Origin of the sequence: Nocardioides sp. NPDC127503 (assembly GCF_040302165.1) — a bacterium.
Taxonomy (GTDB): Bacteria; Actinomycetota; Actinomycetes; order Propionibacteriales; family Nocardioidaceae; genus Nocardioides.
The window spans coordinates 1-19815 of sequence record NZ_JBEORH010000018.1 but is presented as its reverse complement, the minus strand read 5'-3'; the positions used below and the strand labels follow the sequence as shown (position 1 = coordinate 19815).

Below are 19815 nucleotides of genomic sequence, written 5' to 3'. Positions count from 1 at the left end.
CCCCGCCTTCGCGTTCAGCCCTGGCTGATCAGGCTCTGGGCGACGGTGCGTACGCGGTCGATGGGGACCGCGAAGCCGATGCCGATGTTGCCGCTGGGTCCGCCGAGGGTTGCGATGGAGGTGTTGATCCCGACGACCCGGCCCTCGAGGTCGACCAGGGGACCGCCCGAGTTGCCGGGGTTGATGGCGGCGTCCGTCTGGATCATCTCGGGCCTCGATCCGGAGGAGCGGTCGGGTGAGCTGACGATGCCGGAGGTGACGGTGCCGTTGAGGCCGAGGGGCGAGCCGACGGCGATCACGGGCTGTCCGATCCGGAGGTTGCCGCTCTGACCGATGGTGGCGGCGCGTACGGCATTGGGGTTCGTGGCGATCACCGCGATGTCGTTGCGCTCGTCGCTGCCGATGACGCGGCCCGAGGTGGTGCTGCCGTCGGCCAGCACCAGGCTCACCGAGTCGGAGCCCTGGACGACGTGGGCGTTGGTGACCACGTGGCCGACGCCATCGATGGCGACGCCGGAGCCGGTGCCGCGGCCGGCGCGGACCTGCACCACGCTGGGCAGGATGCGCTGGGCGGCGGCCTCGGTGGCGTTGGTCGGCGCGCTTCCCTGGGGTCCGGGGGCCGGGGCGGCGATGGTGCCTGCGGTGGGCTCACTGTCGGGGGCGATGAGCGTGATCGCGCCGCTGGTCGCTGCGCCCGCGACGACGGCCGCGGCGAGGGTGAGGGTGAGGGTGCGCGTACGTCGTGGTCGCCTGGCCAGCGCGGCGGGCGGCTCCGGGGGAGTGCCGGTCGGGCGGGTCTGCGGAGAGGCCGTATTGGGGGATTCAGGTTGGGCGACCAGCCGCACCCTGCCGTAGCGGTCACGCACCACACGTCGTGCCGGAGGGGGTGCCGACAGGGGGGTCGGGCTCGGCACGGACGGTGGCGTCGGCGGGGGTGCGACTGGTCGGATCGGGGGTGGTGGTGCGGGCTGGAGCGGGCGGAGGGCGCGGGCGGGCGGCGCCGAGATGGTCCACTGCTGGGGGCCGGTGGGCCGGCCGAGGCCGGGCCCGGGCGATGCGGTGTCGTTCACTAGAGTGCCTTCCTGTCCTGGATCTCGGGGTGGCTAGATGAGCCGGGCGAACCAGCGCAGGGAGAGCGCGGCGGCGACGAAGGCGAGGACCATGGCGCCGACGACGACCCAGACGGTGATCTCGCGGTACTCGACGTGGTAGCCGACGAGGGTGCCGATGTCGTCGTAGACCTCGCGCAGCTCGTCGGCGCTGGAGGCGCGGTAGAACTGGCCGCCGGTGGTGTCGGCGAGCTCCCGCAGCGTGTCTTCGCGGACCTCGACCGACTGCCCGCCGGGTAGGGCGGCGCTGGAGCCCTCGGTGCCGTAGGCGATCGTCGAGACCGGCAGTCCCGCCTCACTGGCGGCCTCGGCCGCGGCCACCGGGTTGCGACCTGCGGAGTTGCCGCCGTCGGAGAGGAGTACGAGGTGGGCCGGCGACCCGTCGGATTCCTCGGAGTCGTCCGCGCCGTTGGGCGAGGGTGAGGCGGATGGACCGTCTGCGGCGGCTTCGTCCAGGATCTGCCGCAGGTCGTTGATCGAGGAGTAGACGGCCTCACCGATGGCGGTGCCGCTGTCGGGCGGGCCGAGACCCTCGATGCTGCGGGCGACCAGGGCGTGGTCGGTGGTCGGGCTGGTGACCACGCGGGCGTTGCTGGAGAAGCTGACGAGCCCGACGTTGTAGCGCGGTGGCAGCTGGTCGATGAAGTCGACGGCGGCGGCCTTGGCGGCCTCGAGGCGGTTGGGTGGCATGTCCTCGGCCGACATCGAGGCGGAGGTGTCGATGGCGACCAGGATCGTGGCGCGCTCGTACGGCACCTGCGCTCGGACCTGGGGCTGGGTGGTGGCGACGGCGAGCAGTGCGAGGGCGCCGACGACCAGCCCGGCGGCCAGGTGGCGGCGCCAGCGCGGACGGTGGGGGACGAGGCGCTCGAGCATGGGCGCGGTGGCAAACCGGAGGGCGTACTTGATCCGGCGGCGCTGCATCACCAGGTAGCCGATGGCGAGCAGGGCGACCGGGACCAGCGCGAGCAGGAACAGGGGCTGCGTGAGTCTCATCGAGGGCTCCTTCCGATCAGTGGGTGGCCGTGGCCGAGCGCGAGCGGGCCGGCCGGGGATGCCGCGCCCGGCGGCGCAGCAGGCGGATGAGCAGGCGTGCCCAGTCGTCGTCGGTGGAGACCCGGAGGTGGTCGGCGCCAGCGGTCCGGACGGCCTCCGCGTTGTGATCGCGCAGCGACCTCATCGCTTCGGCGTACGCCGCCCGCAGCCGCGGGTCGGAGGTGTCGGCCTCGTGCTGACGGCCGGTCTCCGGGTCGAGGATCGTGACGTGGCCGACGGCGGGCAGATCGAGCTCGCGAGGGTCCACGATCTCGACGACGATCACGTCGTGGCGCGCGGTGAGCCGCCGCAGCGCCGGCTCCCAGTCGAAGGGGCGGTCCCAGGTCCCGTCCGTGGGCAGCAGGTCGGAGACGATCACCCGCAGCCCCGGGATCCGGGCGCGCCGGCCGAGCTCGACCAGTGCTGCGGCGAACGTGGCACCGCTCGTCGCTACGTCGCCGGTACGCGGCGAGGGCGGCTCCGAGGTCAGCAGCCGGCGAGCGACCCGGCGACCCGTGGTCGGCGGGCGCCAACGTACGCCGCCGGCATCGAGGATCCCGAGTCCGACCCGGTTGCCGGGCCCGTCGGCCACGATGCCGATCGCGGAGACGGTCGCCTCGGCGACCTCCACCTTCTCAGCGAGGGCGGTCCCGAAGGCCATGCTGGGCGTGCGGTCGACCAGGACCCAGGTCTCGAGCTCGTGCTCGGCCTGGGTGAGCCAGACGTGCGGGTCGCCCAGGCGAGCGGTGGCGTTCCAGTCGATGCGGCGTACGTCGTGGCCGGGGGAGTAGGGCACCAGCTCCTCGGCGTCGCTGCCCGGACCGAGCCGGAGCCCGGCGGTCTCGCCGTTGAGCAGCCCGCTCACCCGGCGTTGGACGGTCAGGTCCAGCCTCCGGAACGCGCCGTCGGGCGAGCGCCGTGCCGGTTTCACGAGGCCAGCTCCGCGTCGGGCGCCGGCTCGGCGGCCTCGGAGTCGTCGTCGCTCGGCGTCGCCCGCGGTTGCGGGACCACCGCGAGGACGGCGTCCACGACGGCACGGGGGTCGACCCCGTCGGCCTCCGCGTCGAAGGTGAGCACCAGCCGGTGGGCGAGGATGTCGCCGGCCAGGTCGGCGACATCGGCGGGCAGCACGTAGTCGCGTCCGCGCAGCAGTGCCAGGGCACGACCTGCGGTGATGAGGCCGAGGCTGCCTCGGGCGCTGACGCCGTAGGCGAGCAGGCCGTCGAGGTGGCGGAGCCCGTAGGCGTGCGGCGTACGCGTCGCCATGACGAGCTTGACGGCGTACTGCGCGACGGTGTGATGGACGAAGACCTGGTCAGCTCGTGCCTGGAGGTGCCGCAGCGCGGTGGCGTCGAGGATCTGCTCGGCGTGCGGCGGCTGGGTGCCCATCCGCTGGATGATGGTCATCTCCTCGAGCTCGTCGACGTGGCCGACGTCGACCTTCAGCAGGAACCGGTCGCGCTGGGCCTCGGGCAGCCGGTAGACGCCGTCGTTCTCGATCGGGTTCTGGGTGGCGAGGACGAGGAACGGGTCGGGCAGACGATGGCTGGTGCCACCGATGCTGACCTGGCGCTCCGCCATCGCCTCCAGCAGCGCCGACTGCACCTTGGCCGGAGCCCGGTTGATCTCGTCGGCGAGGACGAGGTTGGCGAAGACCGGTCCCAGCTCGGTGTCGAACTGCTCCGCCGACGGGCGCCACACCCGGGTGCCGACGATGTCGGAGGGCATCAGGTCCGGGGTGAACTGGAGCCGGGCGAACGAGCCGCCGACGACGCCGGCGAGGGTGCGTACGGCCAAGGTCTTGGCGACTCCCGGCACACCCTCGAGCAGCACATGGCCACGGGCGAGCAGCCCGACCAGCATCCGCTCGATCATCAGGTCCTGGCCCACCACGACCCTCTTGACCTCGAACAGCACTCGCTCGAGGACGGCCGTGGTTCCGATGTCGGAATGGATCGGGTGCGTGATCGGCTGCTCGTGCTCTGTCTCCCACATGGGGACCTCCCTGGCTGGCTGTGTCCTGGATGGGTCTGCTGAGCACCGATCACATCGAAGAAGGGCGAAAACCAGCGGAAACGGCACCGAAAGCGATCCGAAAGAGCTGGGCGGAACCGATACAGAGCGATTACGTCCTACGCATGGGCGCCAGCCGGGCCACGCGCTACCGTTCTTGAGCGTGAGGGTCTTGATCGTCGAGGACCAGGCGGGCCTGGTCAGCGCCCTGCGGGTCGCGCTGCAGCGGGAGGGGTACGCCGTCGACGGGGCCGGATCCGTCGCAGACGCCCTGGAGAAGCTCGGCGTGAACGCCTACGACCTCGTCGTCCTGGACATCAACCTGCCCGACGGCAGCGGCTTCGAGGTCGCCGCGGCGCTGCGTACGGGTGATGTGGAGATCCCCGGCGACGAGGCCCCGCGGATCCTGATGCTCACCGCCCGCAACCGACTCGACGACCGGGTCCGCGGTCTCGACGTCGGCGCTGACGACTACCTGACCAAGCCGTTCGAGCTGGCCGAACTGACCGCTCGGCTTCGTGCGCTGCTGCGCCGGCCGAGCAGCGATGGCACCGCCGTGCTGACGCACGGACCGATCCGGCTCGACACCGCCCGCCAGCTGGCCCGGCGGGGCGACCGGGAGCTCGGGCTGACGCTCAAGGAGTTCTCCGTCCTGCGCTATCTGATGACCCGGCCGGCCTATATCGTCTCGGCCGAGGAGCTTCTGGAGCACGTGTGGGACGAGAACGCCGACCCGTTCACCCAGACCGTGCGGGTCACCGTCGGGACCCTGCGACGCAAGCTCACGGTCGGCGAGGAGCCTCCGGCCCTGGAGACCGTCGTCGGCCGCGGCTACCGGCTCCGTGATCTGCCCGAGCTCGACCAGGGCGCGACCGCATGAGCGAGGGTCGGGGTCGGTTGGTGCCCCGTTGGCTCCGTACGGTGCGGGTGCGGCTGGCCCTGACGTACTCCTCGCTCCTGTTCGGGGTGACCGCGCTGCTGCTCGCCGGGGTGTATCTCGCGCTCTCCAGCAGCATCAGCGCCGCGCCGCTGGACCCGGTGACGGTCAAGAAGTTCGAGACCGAGGACGGCCACATCGTCTACAAGCCCGGGCAGGAGTTCCAGGCCGCGGACTTCGCCGATGTCCAGGAGGCGGTCAACTACGCCTCGCTCCAGACGCTGCGCAACTACTCGATCATCGCGCTGATCGTGATGTTCGTCCTCAGCCTGGCGATCGGCTGGTGGGTGGCCGGGCGGGCGCTGCGGCCGGTCGGCGCGATCACCCGCACCGCCCAGGAGATCAACGCCTCCGACCTCACCCGGCGCATCGGCGCGACCGGACCGCACGACGAGCTGCGTACGCTCGCCGACACCATCGACTCCATGCTCGCCCGCCTCGACCGGGCGTTCTCCGACCAGCGCCGGTTCGTCGAGGACGTCTCCCACGAGCTGCGCAACCCGGTCTCCCTCATCCACACCAACGTGGAGGCCGTCCTCGCCAATGACCGTTCCACCATCCCCGAACGGCGCGAGGCCAGCCTGGTCGTGCTCCAGGCGACCCGCCGGATGCGCCGCCTCCTCGAGGACCTGCTGGCCATCGCCCGCAGCCGCTCGGAGGCCTTCACCGATCGTCAGGTCGACCTGGCTGCGGCTGTCACTGCGGCGGTCCGGGAGTATCGGCTGCCGGCAGAGGCGCGCGGACTCAGCGTGGCCGAGCGCAGCCATGGTGGACCGGTCGTCGTCGGCGACCCCGACGCGCTGCAGCGCGTCATGGCCAACCTGCTGTCCAACGCGGTCAGACTCGCCCCGGCCGGCTCGACGCTCACCGTCGGCATGGGCAGCCGCGACGGCTGGGCCTGGGCCGCGGTGGCAGACGAGGGACCGGGGATCGATGAGGCGAACCAAGACCGCGTCTTCGACCGGTTCTACCGAGGCAACGGTACGTCCGGGGATGACGCGGTCACCGACGGATCAGGCCTCGGCCTCTCCATCGCCCGCCAGATCGCCGAGAGCCACGAGGGCCGGCTCGTGCTGGTCAGCCATGGCCCGGCCGGGAGCACCTTCGTGCTCTGGCTCCCTGACCACGCCATGAACCGTTCCGCCGGGCGCACCGACGCGCCACCAGAAGGTGACCCGCTGCTTGGGCTGCGCACGGACCCACCATTTGAGGAGTGAGCATGAGAACAGCATCGACGTGGCTCGGCGTACGAGCTCTCGCCCCCGTGGTTCTGCTCGGAGCCGTCACCAGCGCCTGCATGAACGTCACCGTCCAGGTGGACCCGGCGCCCACGCCTCCCACCAAGCCGACGACCTACTACGGCACGGTCGAGACCGTCGAGGAAGCCCGCTGGTCCACGACGTACGCCGACGACCGGACGTACGAGACGTGGGGTGACTGCTGGGAGAGCTGAGTCGGCACCGCCGGTGCGCGGCTAACGCGTCCCCAGCAGCTGGCGTGCCATCACGAGGCGCTGGATCTGGTTGGTGCCTTCGTAGATCTGGGTGATCTTGGCGTCGCGCATCATCCGCTCGAGGGGGAAGTCCTGGGTGTAGCCGGCTCCGCCGAGGAGCTGGACGGCGTCGACGGTGATCTCCATGGCGGTGTCGCTGGCGAAGCACTTGGCGGCCGCTCCGAAGAAGGACAGGTCGCTGGAGTCTCGTTCGGACTTGGCGGCGGCGATGTAGACGAGCTGGCGGGCGGCCTCGAGCTTCATGGCCATGTCGGCGAGCATGAACTGGATCCCCTGGAAGTCGGCGATGTGCTTGCCGAACTGCTTGCGTTCCTGGACGTACGCCAGGGCGTGGTCGAGGGCGCCCTGGGCGATGCCGACGGCCTGGGCGGCGATGGTGATGCGGGTGTGGTCCAGGGTGCGGAGGGCGAGCTGGAGACCGGTGCCGGGCTCGCCGATGATGCGGTCGCCGGGCAGGTAGACGGCGTCGAAGATCAGCTCGCAGGTGGGGGAGCCCTTGATGCCCAGCTTCTTCTCGGGCGCACCGATGGTGAACCCCTCGTCGCTCTTCTCCACGACGAAGGCGCTGACGTTGCGGCCTCGCTGGCCGTTGGGGTCGGTGACGGCCAGGACGGTGTAGTAGTCGGAGATCCCGGCGTTGCTGATCCACGACTTCTGGCCGCTCAGCACCCAGTGGTCGCCGTCGAGGACGGCACGGGTCTTCATGGAGGCGGTGTCGGAGCCGGCCTCGCGCTCGGAGAGTGCGTAGGAGAACGCCGAGGTGCCCGCGGCGAGCGGCGGGAGATAACGCTGGTTGAGGCTCTCCGAGCCGGCGAGGATGAGCGGGAGGCTGCCGAGCTTGTTGACCGCGGGGATCAGCGAGGAGGAGGCGCACACGCGCGCGATCTCCTCGATGATGATGCAGGTCGCCAGGGCGTCGGCGCCCTCGCCGCCGTACTCCTCGGGCACGTGCGCCGCGTGGAACCCGGAGGCGACGAGCGCGTCGTACGCCTCGGTCGGGAACCTGGCCGCGGCGTCGACCTCTGCGGCGTGGGGAGCGATCTTGTTCTCGGCGATCGCGCGCACGGCCTCGCGCAGGTCGAGGTGGTGGTCGGCGAGCTCGAGGTAGGGAAAGTCGTCGGACATGGTGCCTCCTTGATCGGTCGGTCAGTAGTGGTAGAAGCCGCGGCCGGTCTTGCGGCCCAGCAGACCGGCATCGACCATGCGCGCGAGGAGCGGCGGCGGGGCGTAGAGCGGCTCCTTGAACTCCTCGTAGAGCGACTCGGCCACGGCCTTGGTCGTGTCCAAACCGATGAGGTCCGCGAGCGCCAGCGGTCCCTGGGGGTGGGCGGCGCCGCGTACGAGGCCCTGGTCGATGTCCTCGGCGGTGGCGAACCCGGACTCGAGCATCCGGATCGCGGAGAGCACGAACGGGATCAGCAGCGCGTTGACCACGAAGCCCGCCCGGTCCTGGGAGTCGATGGGGTGCTTGCCGAGGTCCTGCTCGACGAACGTACGCACGCGGTCGGCGGTGTCTTGCGCGGTGAGCAGGCTGGGCACGAGCTCCACGAGGGAGAGCACGGGGACCGGGTTGAAGAAGTGCAGCCCGATCACCTGCGCGGGCCGCTCGGTGGCGACGGCGAGCTTCATGATCGGGATGGAGGAGGTGTTGGAGGCCAGCACGGCCTCGGGGTCGGTGACGATCGCGTCGAGCTGCGTGAACAGCGTCGTCTTGGCGGCTTCGTCCTCGACGATCGCTTCGATGACCAGGTCGCGGTCGGCGAGTGTTTCGAGGTCGCTGCTGACGGTGATGCGCTTCAGCACCTCGGCGGCGTCGGTGATCTTTCCGCGCTGCTCGGCCCGTTCGAGGGAGGCCCTCAGGCGGTCGTGGCCGGCCTCGGCGGCAGCCGGGTTGGCGTCGATGAGGACGACGTCCTTGCCGGCGCGTGCGGCGACTTCGGCGATGCCGGCGCCCATCAGTCCCGCGCCGACGACGCCGATGTGGTTGAACCCGTTCATGTGCAGCCTCCTGGTTGGTACTCCGTACCTTATAGACGGAACGGCGTACCAACAAGTAGATTCAAGTCATGAGCGAGAAGCCTCGATCAGCGACGACGAAGGACCGCCTGGTCGCTGCGGCGTACGAACTGTTCGAGGAACGAGGGTTCGAGGCGACGACCGCCGAGGACATCGCGCGCCGAGCCGGCGTTGGGCGTACGACCTTCTTCCGCGCGTTCGGGTCCAAGGACGACGTGATCTTCCCCGAGCACGACCTGCTGCTCGGTCGCATCGACGAGCGTCTGGCCGCGGCGACCCCAGCCACGCGTGCGCTCGCGCTGAGCGAGGCCACTCGCGTCGTGCTGCGTCACTACCTCGACGAGGGGGAGCTGGCGCGAGCGCGCTACCGCCTCGTCGGGTCGGTGCCGGCCCTTCGTGCCCGAGAGACGGGTGGGATCCAGCAGTACCAGCGGCTGTTCGCGCGCTGGCTTCGCGAGTGGCTGTCCGACCTGCCCGACGGGCAGCTTCGAGCTCATCTCCTGGCAGCCGACCTCGTCGCCGCGCACAACTACGTGCTCCGGCGCTGGCTCCGGGACCAGACCTCCGACCCCGAGAGCGAGCTCGACCAGGCGATGCGGGTCGCCCTCGAGCGCTATCAGCCCTCGGGGCTCGAGCCGTCCTCCGCCGTGGTCGTGCTGCGCACCTCGGCCACCTCCGCGGCCATCCAGGCGCAGCTGCAGCCCCTGCTCGACAACGAAACGCCCTGAGCCGAGAGGGGCGTCGGTCTATCTGGTCGTGATCTCCGCGAACGGCAGCGGGCAGCAGTTGCTGCTCGCGCACTCGTGCAGGTCGTCGCAGCCGGCGTCGAGGGCGGCGCGAAGGTTGTCCCGGATCGCCGTGAGGTCTGCCATCCGGGCCTCGACCTCGGCCAGCTTGGCTCGAGCGCGCACCTGCAGCCCGGAGTCTCGCCCACGACGCCGGCCGACCTCGATCAGGTCGGCCACCTCGTCGAGGGTGAATCCGAGCCGTTGGGCAGCCTTGATGATCCGCAGAGTCTGTACGGCCCGCTCGTCATAGAGCCGATGCCCGCCTGGGCTTCGGTCCGGCTGGTCGATCAGCCCGCGACGTTCGTAGTAGCGCAGCGTCTCCTTGTTGACGCCTGCTGCCTGGGCGACGTCGTTGATCCGCAGGCTCATGCCGACAGCTCCTCGGCTCGTTCGGCCAGGGCGTCCAGGATCTCTTGGCGCGCGGGCGGCACCGAGATGTCGAGGGTGAGGTCCTGGTCGGTGCCCTCGATGGTGAAGGTGAAGAACGAGCAGCACGCGCTTTCGCGTGCGGTGAGGTCGCGGACCCGCTCGAGGAGACCTGCCCTGCCGGCGAGGTGCAGGCGTACGTCGTTGCCGTGGCGTCGAACGCTGCGGACCGACGTGGCGAACAGGGCATCGAACTCCGCCAGCCGTAGCGGGCGCTCGGCGGTCGGCATCGTGCACGCGTCGGTGGTCAGCAACTGCTCCATACCGGCAACGGTAAACCCGGACCTGGGTACAGGTTGCAAGTCCGGGCACCGTTGTCGTCGTCAGCGCTTGGCCAGGACGAGCGCGTACGCCTCCTCCGGATCGGCCCACCAGCGAAGGTCGCGGAAGCCCGCCGCGGTGAGCTCGAGAGCGGCGGTGCTTCGGCGGAACTTGCAGGACAGCTCGGTGAGGAGCTCTTCACCCTCGTCGAACTTGATGTCGAGGTCGAGCTCGCGCAGCTCCACGCGGGAGGACTCCTGCGCGACGAGCCGCATCTCGATCCGTTCCTCCTCGGTGTTCCAGAGCGCCAGGTGCCGGAACCCGTCGAGGTCGAAGTCGGCGCCCAGACTCTGGTTGAGAACGCGCAGCGCGTTGAGGTTGAACTCGGCGGTCACACCTGCGGAATCGTCGTAGGCGGCGACCAGCTGCTTGGGGTCCTTGACCAGGTCCAGCCCGAGCAGCAGACCTTCCCCGGGGCTCATGGCGGCGGCGACCGAACCCAGGATCCGTTCGCGTCCGGGGCGGTCGTAGTTGCCCAGCGTGCTGCCGAGCAGTGCGATCAGCCGACGTCCCGGCGTCGGCAGCTGCCCGAGATGCTGGTCGAAGTCGGCGACGACGCCCTCCAGAGCGAGGTCCGGCCGCTCCTCGGCGAGCGCGTCCATCGCCTGGGTGAGCGCGCTGGCGCTGACATCGACAGGGACGTACGTCGTCAGCCGACCGGTCTGGGTCAGCGCGTCGAGCAGGAGCCGGGTCTTCTCCGAGGAGCCGGATCCGAGCTCGAGAAGCACCTCGGCGTCGGAGGCCTCGGCGATCTCCCGGGCATGCTCGGTCAGCAGGGCCCGTTCGGTGCGGGTCGGGTAGTACTCCGGCAGCCGGGTGATCTCCTCGAACAGCTCCGATCCACGCTCGTCATAGAAGTACTTCGGTGGAAGCCACTTCGGTGCCGCGCTCAAGCCGGTGCGCGCATCCTCCGCGAGGCTCTGACGCAGGTCCTCGGCGGTCAACAGGGTGGTGAGCCTGCCTCGTGCTGGTGTGCTGGTCTGGCCGTTGGGGTCGAGGGTCACGCGGGGTTCTCCTTCGAGTTGTGTTGAGGTGTGTCGAGCCGCCACCAGGTGGGCCCGCACGGGCTGAGGACCCCGATGGTGCGCGGCGGGATCGAGGTGGATGGAGCGCCTGCGAGCGGACGGTTGCTGACGACGTACTCCCAGGACGCGGGCTCGACCAGGTGGCTGCCCTCGTCGCCGGTCAGCAGGGCAAGGTCCTCTCCGTCGCTGAGGAGAACCGAGAAGCCACCGACCTCCAGCTCGTTGGCGAGCTGGACCACGGCAGAGCCGACCGGCAGGCGCTCCTCGTGCGCCTTGTCGAGGACGAGCTCCCATGACGCGTCGATGGTGCCGTCGATCGCGACGGTCCAGGAGCCGAGCCGCACCGGAGCGGGGCAGTAGTCGTGATCACAGGCCCACTCGACATGCGTCTTGGGCGGTCCGAGGATGCCGCGATGGGCACACGTGATGGCAGCCGACCAGGTCACGCATGACGCCCGTCGTCGGCGAGCCGGAGCCCCGTGACGGGCCAGCGTGCGCCGGGCGGGAAGAAGTTGCGGTACGACGCGCGGGTGTGTCCGGGCGGGGTGAGCGCGCAGCCGCCGCGAAGGACCATCTGGCTCGACATGAACTTCCCGTTGTACTCGCCGATCGCGCCGGCGGCGGGGTGGAAGCCCGGGTAGGGCAGGTACGCCGAGGAGGTCCACTCCCAGCAGTCACCGAAGAGCTGTCGCAGGCCTCCGGTCGAGGGGCCGGCCGCGCGCGGGTGGAAGCTGTCCCGGTCGGCGAGGTTGCCGGACACCTCGTAGGTCCGGGCGGCGTGCTCCCACTCGGCCTCGGTCGGCAGGCGCTTGCCGGCCCAGGTGGCGTACGCGTCTGCCTCGTAGTGGCTCAGGTGGCAGACCGGCAGGCCCGGGTCGAGCGGCGACGTGCCGTGCAGGGTGTGCTCGAACCACTCTCCGTCGAGCTCGCGCCAGTAGAACGGCGCGTCCCAGCCCTCGGCGTTGACCCGCGCCCACCCGTCCGAGAGCCACAGTTCAGGGCGCCGGTAGCCGCCGTCGGCCATGAACTCCAGCCACTCGCCATTGGTGATCAACCGATCGGCGAGCCGGTACGGCTCCAGCCACTGCTGATGCCGTGGCAGCTCGTTGTCGAAGCAGAACCCACCGCCTTCGGACCCGATCTCGACCAGGCCGCCGTCGAGATCGACCCATCCGAGCCGGTCGACCCCGGCGCCCGCGACCGGACGCCCGGCGTACGTCGGCTGCAGCGGGTTGAGCGACAGCACGTGCTTGATGTCCATCAGCAGCAGCTCCTGGTGCTGCTGCTCGTGGTGGAAGCCGAGCTCGATGGTCGGGGCGAGCTTGGCGAAGGTGCCCTCGTCCACGCGGTCGAGCAGGTCCCTGACCCGGTCGTCGACGTTGCGCCGGTAGTCGCCGACCTCGTACGCCCCGGGGCGGCTGATCACGCCACGCAGCGGCCGCGAGTACCTCGGCCCGACCTGCTCGTAGTAGCTGTTGAAGAGGAACCAGTACTTGTCCTGGAACGGTGTGAAGTCGGGCTCGTTCTCCGCCAGCACGAAGGTCTCGAAGAACCAGGTGACGTGCGCGCGATGCCATTTGGTCGGTGAGACATCCGGCATCGACTGGACCGTTTGATCCTCGGGGGAGAGCGGTGCTGCGAGGCGTTCGGTGTCGGCCCGGACTTCGTCGAAGCGGGCGATCGCGGTGGTCGTGTCCATCTCACGTCTCCTGACGGTGGAAGGTCGAGTACGCCAAGTGCTACGAACCACTCTGCCTGGTCGCCCAACCCGTGCCACGCCCTTTTTGTGGCTGCCGCGACCGGGTCGATACCGGCCCCGGTGTGCAGTCAGCAGCCTCGTGTCACGGCATCCGTCGGTCGATCCACCGCAGGATCGGGCCGATCACCGGACGGTCGTGCCAGCCATGGCCGATCACGGCGGCACGCATCTGAGCCACGACTCGACGCAGCCCCACCCGCATCCCGCGGCGACCCGCGTCGGCGCGCAGGATCGCCCGGCGGCGTACCCATCGGGCGCAGTCGAAGCAGAGCGCGACCTCGGGATGGGCGCCCAGGTGGACGAGCTCCTCGTCAGGAAAGTCGTTGTCACAGCACCAGCAGAGCCGCCGTTCGTCGGCCTCCGGCTGTGCGTGCGTCGCCATGGATCCACCATCCTCCGCGCCGCCGACGTGCGCAACCACGGCACGAGCCGGGCATTCTCCGTGGCTCATGGATTTGCGGGCCATCTAAGATCTGAGTCGTGCAGGACCATCGGACGGCGGCGTGGACACGCGGCGCGCGCTTTGCCTTGTCGTGGCAAGCCGATGAGTAAGCACCGCGCTGCACCTCGCCGGAGAGGTCGAAGACGTACGGCGGGCGGCTTCGCCGTTCTCGCCGTCTTCGTCACGGGAACGGCCGTGGCCGTCCCGCTGGTCTCGATGGCGCAGGACGGCGACCCCCGCGAGAGCACCGAACGCGTCACGGTCGCATCGGATGCGACCTCGCCCACTGCGTCTCCGACGCCGAGGGCCAAGGAGCTCAACGGCGAGGTCGCCGCAGTCGAGGGTCGCGTACCCCGACCGAGCGGACCACCAGCATCGCCGGTGTCGATACCCGAGCGCGGGCCGGGCAGGTTCGACGTCGCAGCCGCCCCATCCAGCCCGATCGAGAACGCGACGACGTACCGGGTCGAGGTGGAAGAGGGAGTGCCCTACGCGACCGACGAGGTCGCACGCTTCATCCAGGCCACACTCGCCGACAAGCGCGGCTGGGCGGCCAAGCACCGGCTCGTACGCGTCGACGGTCCCGCCGACCTGCGGATCGTTCTCGCCACACCCGAGACCACCGACGCACTGTGTGCGCCGCTCGACACCGATGGCCGGCTGTCCTGCCGCAACGGCAGCAACGTCGTACTCAATGCCTGGCGGTGGCACTTCGGCGCCGACGGCTACGCCGACAACCTGGCCGACTATCGGCGATACGTGGTCAACCATGAGACCGGCCACGCCCTCGGCTACCCGCACGTGGAGTGCCCGGGCGACGCCGAGCCCGCCCCGGTGATGCTGCAACAGACCAAGGGGCTGGACGGCTGCGCCGCCAATCCGTGGCCGGCCCGCGCGGATCTCGCGGGGCACTGATCATCCATGTCAGCACGGCGCGCATCCGGTCGGCGTCGGTGGCCGGGCGAACGCAGAGGGGCGTTCGCCCGGCCACTGCGGGAGCCGGACCTGGAACGGTCAGGGCGGGAGCGTCAGCGTGCGATGAGCGGCAGATTGACTCTGCTGGGGTGGTCGGGACCGGTGAGGATCGCGTTGGTGGCGGTGACCGCCTCGTCAAGGCCTTCGTAGTTGATTCGTCCGCCGGTGTTGGTGTTGCGGTCGAAGCGGGGGAAGTTGCTGCTGGAGACATCGACTCGGATGCGGTGTCCGGCCAGGAAGACGTTGGAGGTCACCGCCATGTCGACCTCTACCTCGTAAACCTCGCCAGGCGTCATCAGTTCAGGGCTCTCGAGGCCGTTGCGGTAGCGCATGCGGAGGATCCCGTCGCAGAGGTTGATCGCCTTGCCGTCGGGAAAGACGTCGATGAGCTTGGCGGTGAAGTCGGTGTCGAGGGCGTTGGAGGTGACGTACAGGGTAGCGGTGATGTAACCGGTGGCCTCGATGTCGTGCTCCAGGGGCGGTGTGGTGAAGGAGAGCACGTCTGGGCGCTGTTCTACCGTGCGCTGATCGACAGGTCCGGAGAAGCCGAACCCGACCGGCATGTGTGAGCCGCCCGTGGTGGGTACGGGGTCGGCTGGGTCGTAGGTGTAGGAGATCGAGGACGCAGTGGTCGGGGGTTGTTCGCTGAGCAGGCCGTCGAAGTCGGTGGCGGCCTGGCCGGCGGTGCCGGCGAGGTAGTAGCTCTGGTACCGCGTGTCGGGGAGTGGCCAGTCCTGCTCGTCACGCCACTGATCGATGCCCATGACGAACAAGCGCACTCGGGCCGGGGCCTCGGATCGCGGCGCCTCGGGCCGCATCCAGCGGTCGAAGTGCTGCAGGTGCTCGCCGGTCAGATTGCAGGTGTTGCCGGGGGCGGTCGGGCCGAAGTCGCGGTCGGGAGTCTTGGCTGTGAAGACCTGGTCGTGCTCCCACGGCCCGACGATGAGCCGGGAGCCGTCACGCGCTTCGGGCGTGGCAGCGTGATGGCGGTAGCGTTCGAAGTCGCGAAGTGTCTGGACGATGAACACGTCGTACCACCCGGCGATGCTGAGAACCGGGGCGGACATCTGCGAGATGTCCTTGGTGAAGTCCTGGGCCTTCCAGAAGTCGTCGTACTCGGGGTGGGCGATGATTTCGGGGAGCTCGCCGCCTGGCGGCAGGAGCGGGTGCTTGGCGACCGGCGTGTGGTCGTACAGTGCGGGCCCGCTCGTGAGCCCGGCCCCCAACGCCTGGATCGCCTCGGGGTCGCCGTTGCCCGCCTTGAGGTCCCGAAGACGATCGTTGATGTCCATGACGAGGTGCCAGAACAACGCGACCGACAAGGACATCGCGCCCCCGGGGTGATACCAGATTCCCGTGTACCAGTCCATGGCCGAAACCAGAGGGACCATTGCCCGCAATGAAGGGTGAGCCTGGGTGGCGGTGGCCCACTGGGTCATGCCCAGGTAGGACGCGCCATAGGTCCCGACCGCCCCGTCGGACCACGGCTGGGAGACGATCCACTCCACCGTGTCGTAGCCGTCGCGAGGCTCGTTGACCTTGGGCATGAACGTGCCCTCCGATGCGAAAGCCCCCCGACACTCCACCCAGACGACGGCGTAGCCGGCATCTAGGAAGGCGAGCAGGCTGGGAAAGGTGTTGCCGTTCCCCGCCGTACCCATCTCGGGCTCCTTGATCCCGTAGGGACTGCGCACCAGCAAGGTCGGCGCCTGGCCATCCGCGGGCCGAAAGACCATGGCGGTCAGTTTCACGCCGTCCCGCATCGGGATGACGACGTCGCTTTCGTACACGTGAGTCATGAGTGTTCCTCCTTGAGGTGGGTGAGGTGAGAGATGCCGGGCGAGTGGGACTCAGGCATTCGACTGCCGAAGCCGAAACCGCTGGATCTTTCCGCTGGGCGTCTTGGGCAGGGACTGCACGAAGTGGACGCGGCGGGGGTAGGCGTGCGCTGAGTAGCCGGTCCGGACTTGCTGTTGCAGCTCTTCGACGAGCGCGTCGGTGCCCTGAGCCCCGTCCGCTAGCACGACGAACGCTTCCAGGACTTCGCCGCGCAACTCGTCAGGGCGACCCACGGCGGCTACTTCGGCGACGGCCGGGTGTGAGGCCAGCGCACTCTCGACGTCGAAGGGCGAGATCCGGTAGCCGGCCATGAGGATCAGGTCGTCGTCGCGGGAGGAGAAGAAGATGTACCCATCCTCATCAACGGCACCGACGTCGCCGGTCAGGTACCAGCGGGAGTCTGCCGTGAACCGCTCGGCGGTCTTTTCGGGAGCGTCGTCATATCCTCGGAACCACATGAGGGGGCTGGCGGTGCAGTCGACCGCGATCGCTCCGTCGACGATCCCGGCCGTGAAGCCGGGCAGTTCTCGGCCCATGGAGCCGGCCTTCACGGGTGTGGCCACCTCTGGGTGCCAAGCGTTGACGATCAGCATGCCGTGTTCGGTCTGCCCGTAGTGGTCGCGGACCTCGGTGCCGAGCGTGCGCGCGGCCCATTGCGAGATCTCGGGTGTCAGTGGTTCCCCAGCCGAGGAGGCATGGCGCAAGCGGATGCTGCCGCCAGAGTCTCCCTGGCGCAGGGCTCGGTACACCGTCGGTGCGGCCGTGAAGTTCGTGACCTGGAACTTTCTGAGTACCTCGTAGGTGCTCTCGGCGGTGAAACCAGCGTTGAGCAGCAGATTTCGGCGGCCCGCGGCCAGAGGGCCGACGATCCCGTAGTACAGGCCGTAGGCCCATCCCGGGTCGGCGGCGTTCCAGAACACGTCCTCAGGGGTGACGTCGAGTCCGTAGCGCATGTAGCTGGAGAACGCGGCGAGCGCCCGCAATGGCACAGGCACTCCCTTGGGCTTGCCGGTGGTGCCGCTGGTGAACAACCGGATGAGGGTTCCGTCGCCACCCACGTGCTCCGCCCGGGCCAGCGGCTCGCTGGTGGACACCAGCTCGTCGAGTTCTGGACCGGTCACCAGCGCGGACACATCGTCCCCGAGCAGACCTTCGATCTTGCCGTATTGGGACGGTTCAGTGACGATCAGCCGGACCCCGGCGGCGTTGACACGCATCTCGACGGCGGGGGTGGCGAACGCAGTGAACAAGGGAACGTGCACCGCGCCCAGCCGCCAGAGCGCCATCAGCGTCACGACGAGTTCGACTCGCTTGCCCATCAGGACCGCGACGTTGTCCCCGGCACTCACTCCGCGTCCGGCCAGTGCCGTGGCCATCCGCGCAGATGTCCGCGCCAACTCTCCGAAGGTCAGGTCGCGCGAGCTCAGATCGGGCGCGATGAAGGTGAATGCCACTGCCGATGGATCGTGGCGGTCGCACAGCAGTTCTGCCGCGCACGCCTCCGGTGAGTCGAACTTTGCCAGCCACGCGGCGACTTGTGCCGAGACGTCCCCGATCCCGTCCGTCACGTCAGCCTGTGCGTTGTTAGATGTTGTGCCCATGGGCCACACTGTCGACTGTGATGCACGACACGAACACCCTCCGAAGAGGGTTGTGATGACAGTCGGAAGGCCTCTGTCCGATCGGCTTCAGGCGACCGTCGCCAAGACCAGATCGAACACAGGCGTGTCGTTGGCGTTCGGCGGAGTCGTCGACCAGGCAGGTGTCCTGCTCAAGAACTTCGACGGCCCGCTCGTCGGTCCGTTGTCAGGAGTGCAGCTCGATGCGGGGCACGGGCTGGGCGGCAAGGTGGCCTCGATGCGCACGCCCATGGTGGTCAACGACTACGTATCCGCATCTCGCATCACCCACAGATACGACCGAATCATCCAGGCCGAGGGGCTGCGCTCCATGATTGCGGTCCCTGTCGTGGTTCGCGACCGGACGATCGCCGTCGTATATGGCGCCTTTCGTGGGCACGAGGTCGTTGGCAATCGCATCTACGACGCCGTCATCAGTGAAGCACGCAGACTGGAGCATGCCCTCGTGGCGGCCGAACTCGTCGAGACGGCCGAAGTCCCCAACGCCGATGACAAGATTCGCGAAGAGAACCGGCGGCTGCAGGCGATGACACGTGACGCCTACACGCGCCTGCGGCTCCTGGCGGCGCGTACCACCGACCCAGGAGTGCGCGATGAACTCCTGCATGAAGCCGCACTCCTGGGCGGCCGCGGACATTGCGACCCCGAGCTGCCGTTTGCCCTGACTGTCCGGGAGGGCGACGTTCTGGCCTTGGTGGCCGGCGGAATGGCCAACGCGCGGATCGCCACGACACTCGGACTCACCATCTACACGGTCAAGAGCTACATGAAGTCGATCATGTTCAAGCTCGGCGCTAGCACCAGACATGAGGCAGTGGTCATCGGCAGGAGACATGGCCTCCTGCCCTGACCAAACGGGGGGCGTCCCTCCGAGGAGGCGCAGGGCACCGAGGTTGCTCACAACCGACCTCGATCAGGTGGTCGGGTGCCACCCCGCGTTGGTGCCTCCGCATGTTCGGGTCGCTGACGGAATTCAGCCGGGCGTCTCACTTCCCGTGTCAGCGGATCATTTCGGCCCCGGACAATTCGCAGGCGCTGAGGATCCGCTTGGTGACCTCATCGACCTCGCCGAAACCGTCGACCTCGACGATGAGGCCGCGGTTGCGATAGGCGTCGATGAGCGGCGCGGTCTGCTCGAGGTAGATCTCCTGGCGGCGGCGGATGATGTCCTCGGTGTCATCGGCGCGACCCTCGATCCGGGCACGCTGCAGCAGCCGCTCGACGACCTCGCGCTCGTCGACGACGAGGCTGATCACGGCGTCGAGCTCGTGGCCGCCGGGTCCGATCATCCCGTCGAGCTCCTCGACCTGTGCGAGCGTGCGGGGATAGCCGTCGAGAAGGAAGCCGCCGGCCGCATCGGGCTCGCCGATCCGGTCGCGGACCATGCCGTTGGTGATCTCGTCCGGCACGTACTCGCCGGCGTCGAGGTAGCGCTTGGCATCCAGACCGAGTGGAGTGGCCAGCGATACGTTGGCGCGGAAGATGTCGCCGGTGGAGATGGCCGGGATGCCGAAGTGCTGGGCGAGGTGCTTGGCCTGGGTGCCCTTACCGGCTCCGGGTGGGCCCATGATGATGATCCGCATCAGCGACCCGCCATCGTCGCGTGATCGCCGGCGGCACCTTGAGCGCACGACCGGCACATCTCGGGAGACGTCATGTCGACGGGGAGTTCCCAGAAGGTGTACCAGAGCGCTGTCGGTTCTCCGCAGGCCGTTCGCTGGGAGCCGTTCCTTCGGATGTGGACGGTGCCCCATGGCAGTCGGAGGCGAGAGTGCCGCGGCTGTGTCTGAGGCGCCGTCGCGAGCCACTGCATGCCCACGTTGCCACGTGACCGAGGCCTTGGGAGAGTTGCAGGCGCTGGTGTCATCACGGATCCCTTTGGCTACTTGATCTCGGCGATGACCGCGCCGTTGGCGACGGTCTCGCCGACGGTGGCGTTGAGGCCGGTGATGGTGCCGGTCTTGTGGGCCTTGAGGG

The 19815-nt window shown here is 69.2% G+C and carries 21 protein-coding genes; 6 read left to right on the top strand and 15 right to left on the bottom strand.

Annotated elements, in window-relative coordinates:
• Positions 1-14: 14 nt before the first annotated feature.
• The 4 genes from ABTW65_RS28120 to ABTW65_RS28105 all read right to left on the bottom strand — a co-directional run bounded on the left by ABTW65_RS28120 (position 15) and on the right by ABTW65_RS28105 (position 4139).
• Positions 15-866 carry a S1C family serine protease gene (locus ABTW65_RS28120; protein ID WP_350666345.1) on the bottom strand — a complete coding sequence of 284 codons (852 nt, stop codon included), beginning with the start codon at positions 864-866 and terminating at the stop codon, positions 15-17.
• Between the two features lie 237 nt (positions 867-1103).
• Complete coding sequence (locus tag ABTW65_RS28115) at positions 1104-2105, bottom strand: VWA domain-containing protein (protein ID WP_350666343.1); 1002 nt, start codon at positions 2103-2105, stop codon at positions 1104-1106.
• A 16-nt stretch (positions 2106-2121) separates the two neighbouring features.
• On the bottom strand, positions 2122-3075 hold the full coding sequence (locus tag ABTW65_RS28110; RefSeq protein WP_350666341.1) for a DUF58 domain-containing protein: 954 nt from the start codon (positions 3073-3075) through the stop codon (positions 2122-2124).
• Positions 3072-4139: an AAA family ATPase gene (locus tag ABTW65_RS28105; RefSeq protein ID WP_350666339.1), complete on the bottom strand. Its 1068-nt coding sequence runs from the start codon at positions 4137-4139 to the stop codon at positions 3072-3074. The genes ABTW65_RS28110 and ABTW65_RS28105 overlap by 4 nt, the downstream gene beginning before the upstream one ends.
• A gap of 181 nt (positions 4140-4320) precedes the next feature.
• Here ABTW65_RS28105 and ABTW65_RS28100 point away from each other — a divergent pair, with 181 nt between their 5' ends.
• From ABTW65_RS28100 to ABTW65_RS28090, 3 genes are read left to right on the top strand one after another with little or no spacing between them, the layout of a single operon-like run.
• Positions 4321-5037 carry a response regulator transcription factor gene (locus ABTW65_RS28100; RefSeq protein WP_350666337.1) on the top strand — a complete coding sequence of 239 codons (717 nt, stop codon included), beginning with the start codon at positions 4321-4323 and terminating at the stop codon, positions 5035-5037.
• Complete coding sequence (locus ABTW65_RS28095) at positions 5034-6311, top strand: sensor histidine kinase (RefSeq protein WP_350666335.1); 1278 nt, start codon at positions 5034-5036, stop codon at positions 6309-6311. Before ABTW65_RS28100 ends, ABTW65_RS28095 begins: the two co-directional genes overlap by 4 nt.
• A 2-nt stretch (positions 6312-6313) precedes the next feature.
• Positions 6314-6547, top strand: coding sequence for a hypothetical protein (locus tag ABTW65_RS28090; protein WP_350666333.1), 234 nt, complete (start codon positions 6314-6316; stop codon positions 6545-6547).
• Between the two features lie 21 nt (positions 6548-6568).
• On the opposite strand, the gene ABTW65_RS28085 is transcribed toward ABTW65_RS28090, so the two are convergent.
• The gene (locus tag ABTW65_RS28085) at positions 6569-7732 is read right to left on the bottom strand and encodes an acyl-CoA dehydrogenase family protein (protein ID WP_350666332.1); all 1164 of its coding nucleotides are present in this window, start codon (positions 7730-7732) and stop codon (positions 6569-6571) included.
• A gap of 21 nt (positions 7733-7753) precedes the next feature.
• On the bottom strand, positions 7754-8605 hold the full coding sequence (locus tag ABTW65_RS28080; RefSeq protein WP_350666330.1) for a 3-hydroxybutyryl-CoA dehydrogenase: 852 nt from the start codon (positions 8603-8605) through the stop codon (positions 7754-7756).
• A 68-nt stretch (positions 8606-8673) separates the two neighbouring features.
• Between ABTW65_RS28080 and ABTW65_RS28075 the strand changes: the two genes are divergently transcribed.
• Positions 8674-9351, top strand: coding sequence for a TetR family transcriptional regulator (locus ABTW65_RS28075; RefSeq protein ID WP_350666328.1), 678 nt, complete (start codon positions 8674-8676; stop codon positions 9349-9351).
• Positions 9352-9369: 18 nt separating this feature from the next.
• Here ABTW65_RS28075 and ABTW65_RS28070 read toward each other — a convergent pair whose 3' ends face one another.
• The 6 genes from ABTW65_RS28070 to ABTW65_RS28045 form a co-directional block, all read right to left on the bottom strand.
• A complete protein-coding gene (locus tag ABTW65_RS28070; RefSeq protein ID WP_350666326.1) occupies positions 9370-9780 on the bottom strand; it encodes a MerR family transcriptional regulator in 411 nt (136 codons plus the stop codon).
• A complete protein-coding gene (locus ABTW65_RS28065; RefSeq protein WP_350666324.1) occupies positions 9777-10100 on the bottom strand; it encodes a hypothetical protein in 324 nt (107 codons plus the stop codon). Before ABTW65_RS28065 ends, ABTW65_RS28070 begins: the two co-directional genes overlap by 4 nt.
• A gap of 60 nt (positions 10101-10160) precedes the next feature.
• Positions 10161-11162, bottom strand: a complete 1002-nt coding sequence (gene egtD, locus ABTW65_RS28060) for an L-histidine N(alpha)-methyltransferase (protein WP_350666322.1) — start codon at positions 11160-11162, stop codon at positions 10161-10163.
• The gene (locus ABTW65_RS28055) at positions 11159-11629 is read right to left on the bottom strand and encodes a hypothetical protein (protein ID WP_350666320.1); all 471 of its coding nucleotides are present in this window, start codon (positions 11627-11629) and stop codon (positions 11159-11161) included. The genes egtD and ABTW65_RS28055 overlap by 4 nt, the downstream gene beginning before the upstream one ends.
• Positions 11626-12882: an ergothioneine biosynthesis protein EgtB gene (gene egtB, locus ABTW65_RS28050; RefSeq protein ID WP_350666319.1), complete on the bottom strand. Its 1257-nt coding sequence runs from the start codon at positions 12880-12882 to the stop codon at positions 11626-11628. The genes ABTW65_RS28055 and egtB overlap by 4 nt, the downstream gene beginning before the upstream one ends.
• 142 nt (positions 12883-13024) lie before the next feature.
• Positions 13025-13324 (bottom strand): hypothetical protein, encoded by a 300-nt coding sequence (locus ABTW65_RS28045; RefSeq protein WP_350666317.1) that lies wholly within the window; start codon positions 13322-13324, stop codon positions 13025-13027.
• Positions 13325-13486: 162 nt separating this feature from the next.
• On the opposite strand from ABTW65_RS28045, the gene ABTW65_RS28040 reads away from it, so the two are divergent.
• Entirely contained in the window at positions 13487-14299 is an 813-nt protein-coding gene (locus ABTW65_RS28040; RefSeq protein WP_350666315.1) for a DUF3152 domain-containing protein, read from the top strand.
• A 113-nt stretch (positions 14300-14412) separates the two neighbouring features.
• On the opposite strand, the gene ABTW65_RS28035 is transcribed toward ABTW65_RS28040, so the two are convergent.
• Positions 14413-16158 carry a CocE/NonD family hydrolase gene (locus ABTW65_RS28035; RefSeq protein WP_350666313.1) on the bottom strand — a complete coding sequence of 582 codons (1746 nt, stop codon included), beginning with the start codon at positions 16156-16158 and terminating at the stop codon, positions 14413-14415.
• Between the two features lie 51 nt (positions 16159-16209).
• Positions 16210-17799: an AMP-binding protein gene (locus ABTW65_RS28030; RefSeq protein ID WP_350666311.1), complete on the bottom strand. Its 1590-nt coding sequence runs from the start codon at positions 17797-17799 to the stop codon at positions 16210-16212.
• 55 nt (positions 17800-17854) lie between these two features.
• On the opposite strand from ABTW65_RS28030, the gene ABTW65_RS28025 reads away from it, so the two are divergent.
• The gene (locus tag ABTW65_RS28025; RefSeq protein WP_350666309.1) at positions 17855-18688 is read left to right on the top strand and encodes a helix-turn-helix transcriptional regulator; all 834 of its coding nucleotides are present in this window, start codon (positions 17855-17857) and stop codon (positions 18686-18688) included.
• 148 nt (positions 18689-18836) lie between these two features.
• On the opposite strand, the gene ABTW65_RS28020 is transcribed toward ABTW65_RS28025, so the two are convergent.
• Positions 18837-19421 carry an adenylate kinase gene (locus ABTW65_RS28020; RefSeq protein ID WP_350666307.1) on the bottom strand — a complete coding sequence of 195 codons (585 nt, stop codon included), beginning with the start codon at positions 19419-19421 and terminating at the stop codon, positions 18837-18839.
• Between the last annotated feature and the right edge of the window lie 394 nt (positions 19422-19815).

Coding starts and splice junctions, on each gene's coding strand:
- ABTW65_RS28030 (WP_350666311.1), bottom strand. CDS start 17,799: ATGGGCACAACATCTAACAACGCACAGGCTGACGTGACGGACGGGATC.
- egtB (WP_350666319.1), bottom strand. CDS start 12,882: ATGGACACGACCACCGCGATCGCCCGCTTCGACGAAGTCCGGGCCGAC.
- ABTW65_RS28070 (WP_350666326.1), bottom strand. CDS start 9,780: ATGAGCCTGCGGATCAACGACGTCGCCCAGGCAGCAGGCGTCAACAAG.
- ABTW65_RS28040 (WP_350666315.1), top strand. CDS start 13,487: ATGAGTAAGCACCGCGCTGCACCTCGCCGGAGAGGTCGAAGACGTACG.
- ABTW65_RS28035 (WP_350666313.1), bottom strand. CDS start 16,158: ATGACTCACGTGTACGAAAGCGACGTCGTCATCCCGATGCGGGACGGC.
- ABTW65_RS28095 (WP_350666335.1), top strand. CDS start 5,034: ATGAGCGAGGGTCGGGGTCGGTTGGTGCCCCGTTGGCTCCGTACGGTG.
- ABTW65_RS28115 (WP_350666343.1), bottom strand. CDS start 2,105: ATGAGACTCACGCAGCCCCTGTTCCTGCTCGCGCTGGTCCCGGTCGCC.
- ABTW65_RS28065 (WP_350666324.1), bottom strand. CDS start 10,100: ATGGAGCAGTTGCTGACCACCGACGCGTGCACGATGCCGACCGCCGAG.
- ABTW65_RS28090 (WP_350666333.1), top strand. CDS start 6,314: ATGAGAACAGCATCGACGTGGCTCGGCGTACGAGCTCTCGCCCCCGTG.
- ABTW65_RS28075 (WP_350666328.1), top strand. CDS start 8,674: ATGAGCGAGAAGCCTCGATCAGCGACGACGAAGGACCGCCTGGTCGCT.
- ABTW65_RS28080 (WP_350666330.1), bottom strand. CDS start 8,605: ATGAACGGGTTCAACCACATCGGCGTCGTCGGCGCGGGACTGATGGGC.
- ABTW65_RS28105 (WP_350666339.1), bottom strand. CDS start 4,139: ATGTGGGAGACAGAGCACGAGCAGCCGATCACGCACCCGATCCATTCC.
- ABTW65_RS28025 (WP_350666309.1), top strand. CDS start 17,855: ATGACAGTCGGAAGGCCTCTGTCCGATCGGCTTCAGGCGACCGTCGCC.
- ABTW65_RS28085 (WP_350666332.1), bottom strand. CDS start 7,732: ATGTCCGACGACTTTCCCTACCTCGAGCTCGCCGACCACCACCTCGAC.
- ABTW65_RS28045 (WP_350666317.1), bottom strand. CDS start 13,324: ATGGCGACGCACGCACAGCCGGAGGCCGACGAACGGCGGCTCTGCTGG.
- ABTW65_RS28020 (WP_350666307.1), bottom strand. CDS start 19,421: ATGCGGATCATCATCATGGGCCCACCCGGAGCCGGTAAGGGCACCCAG.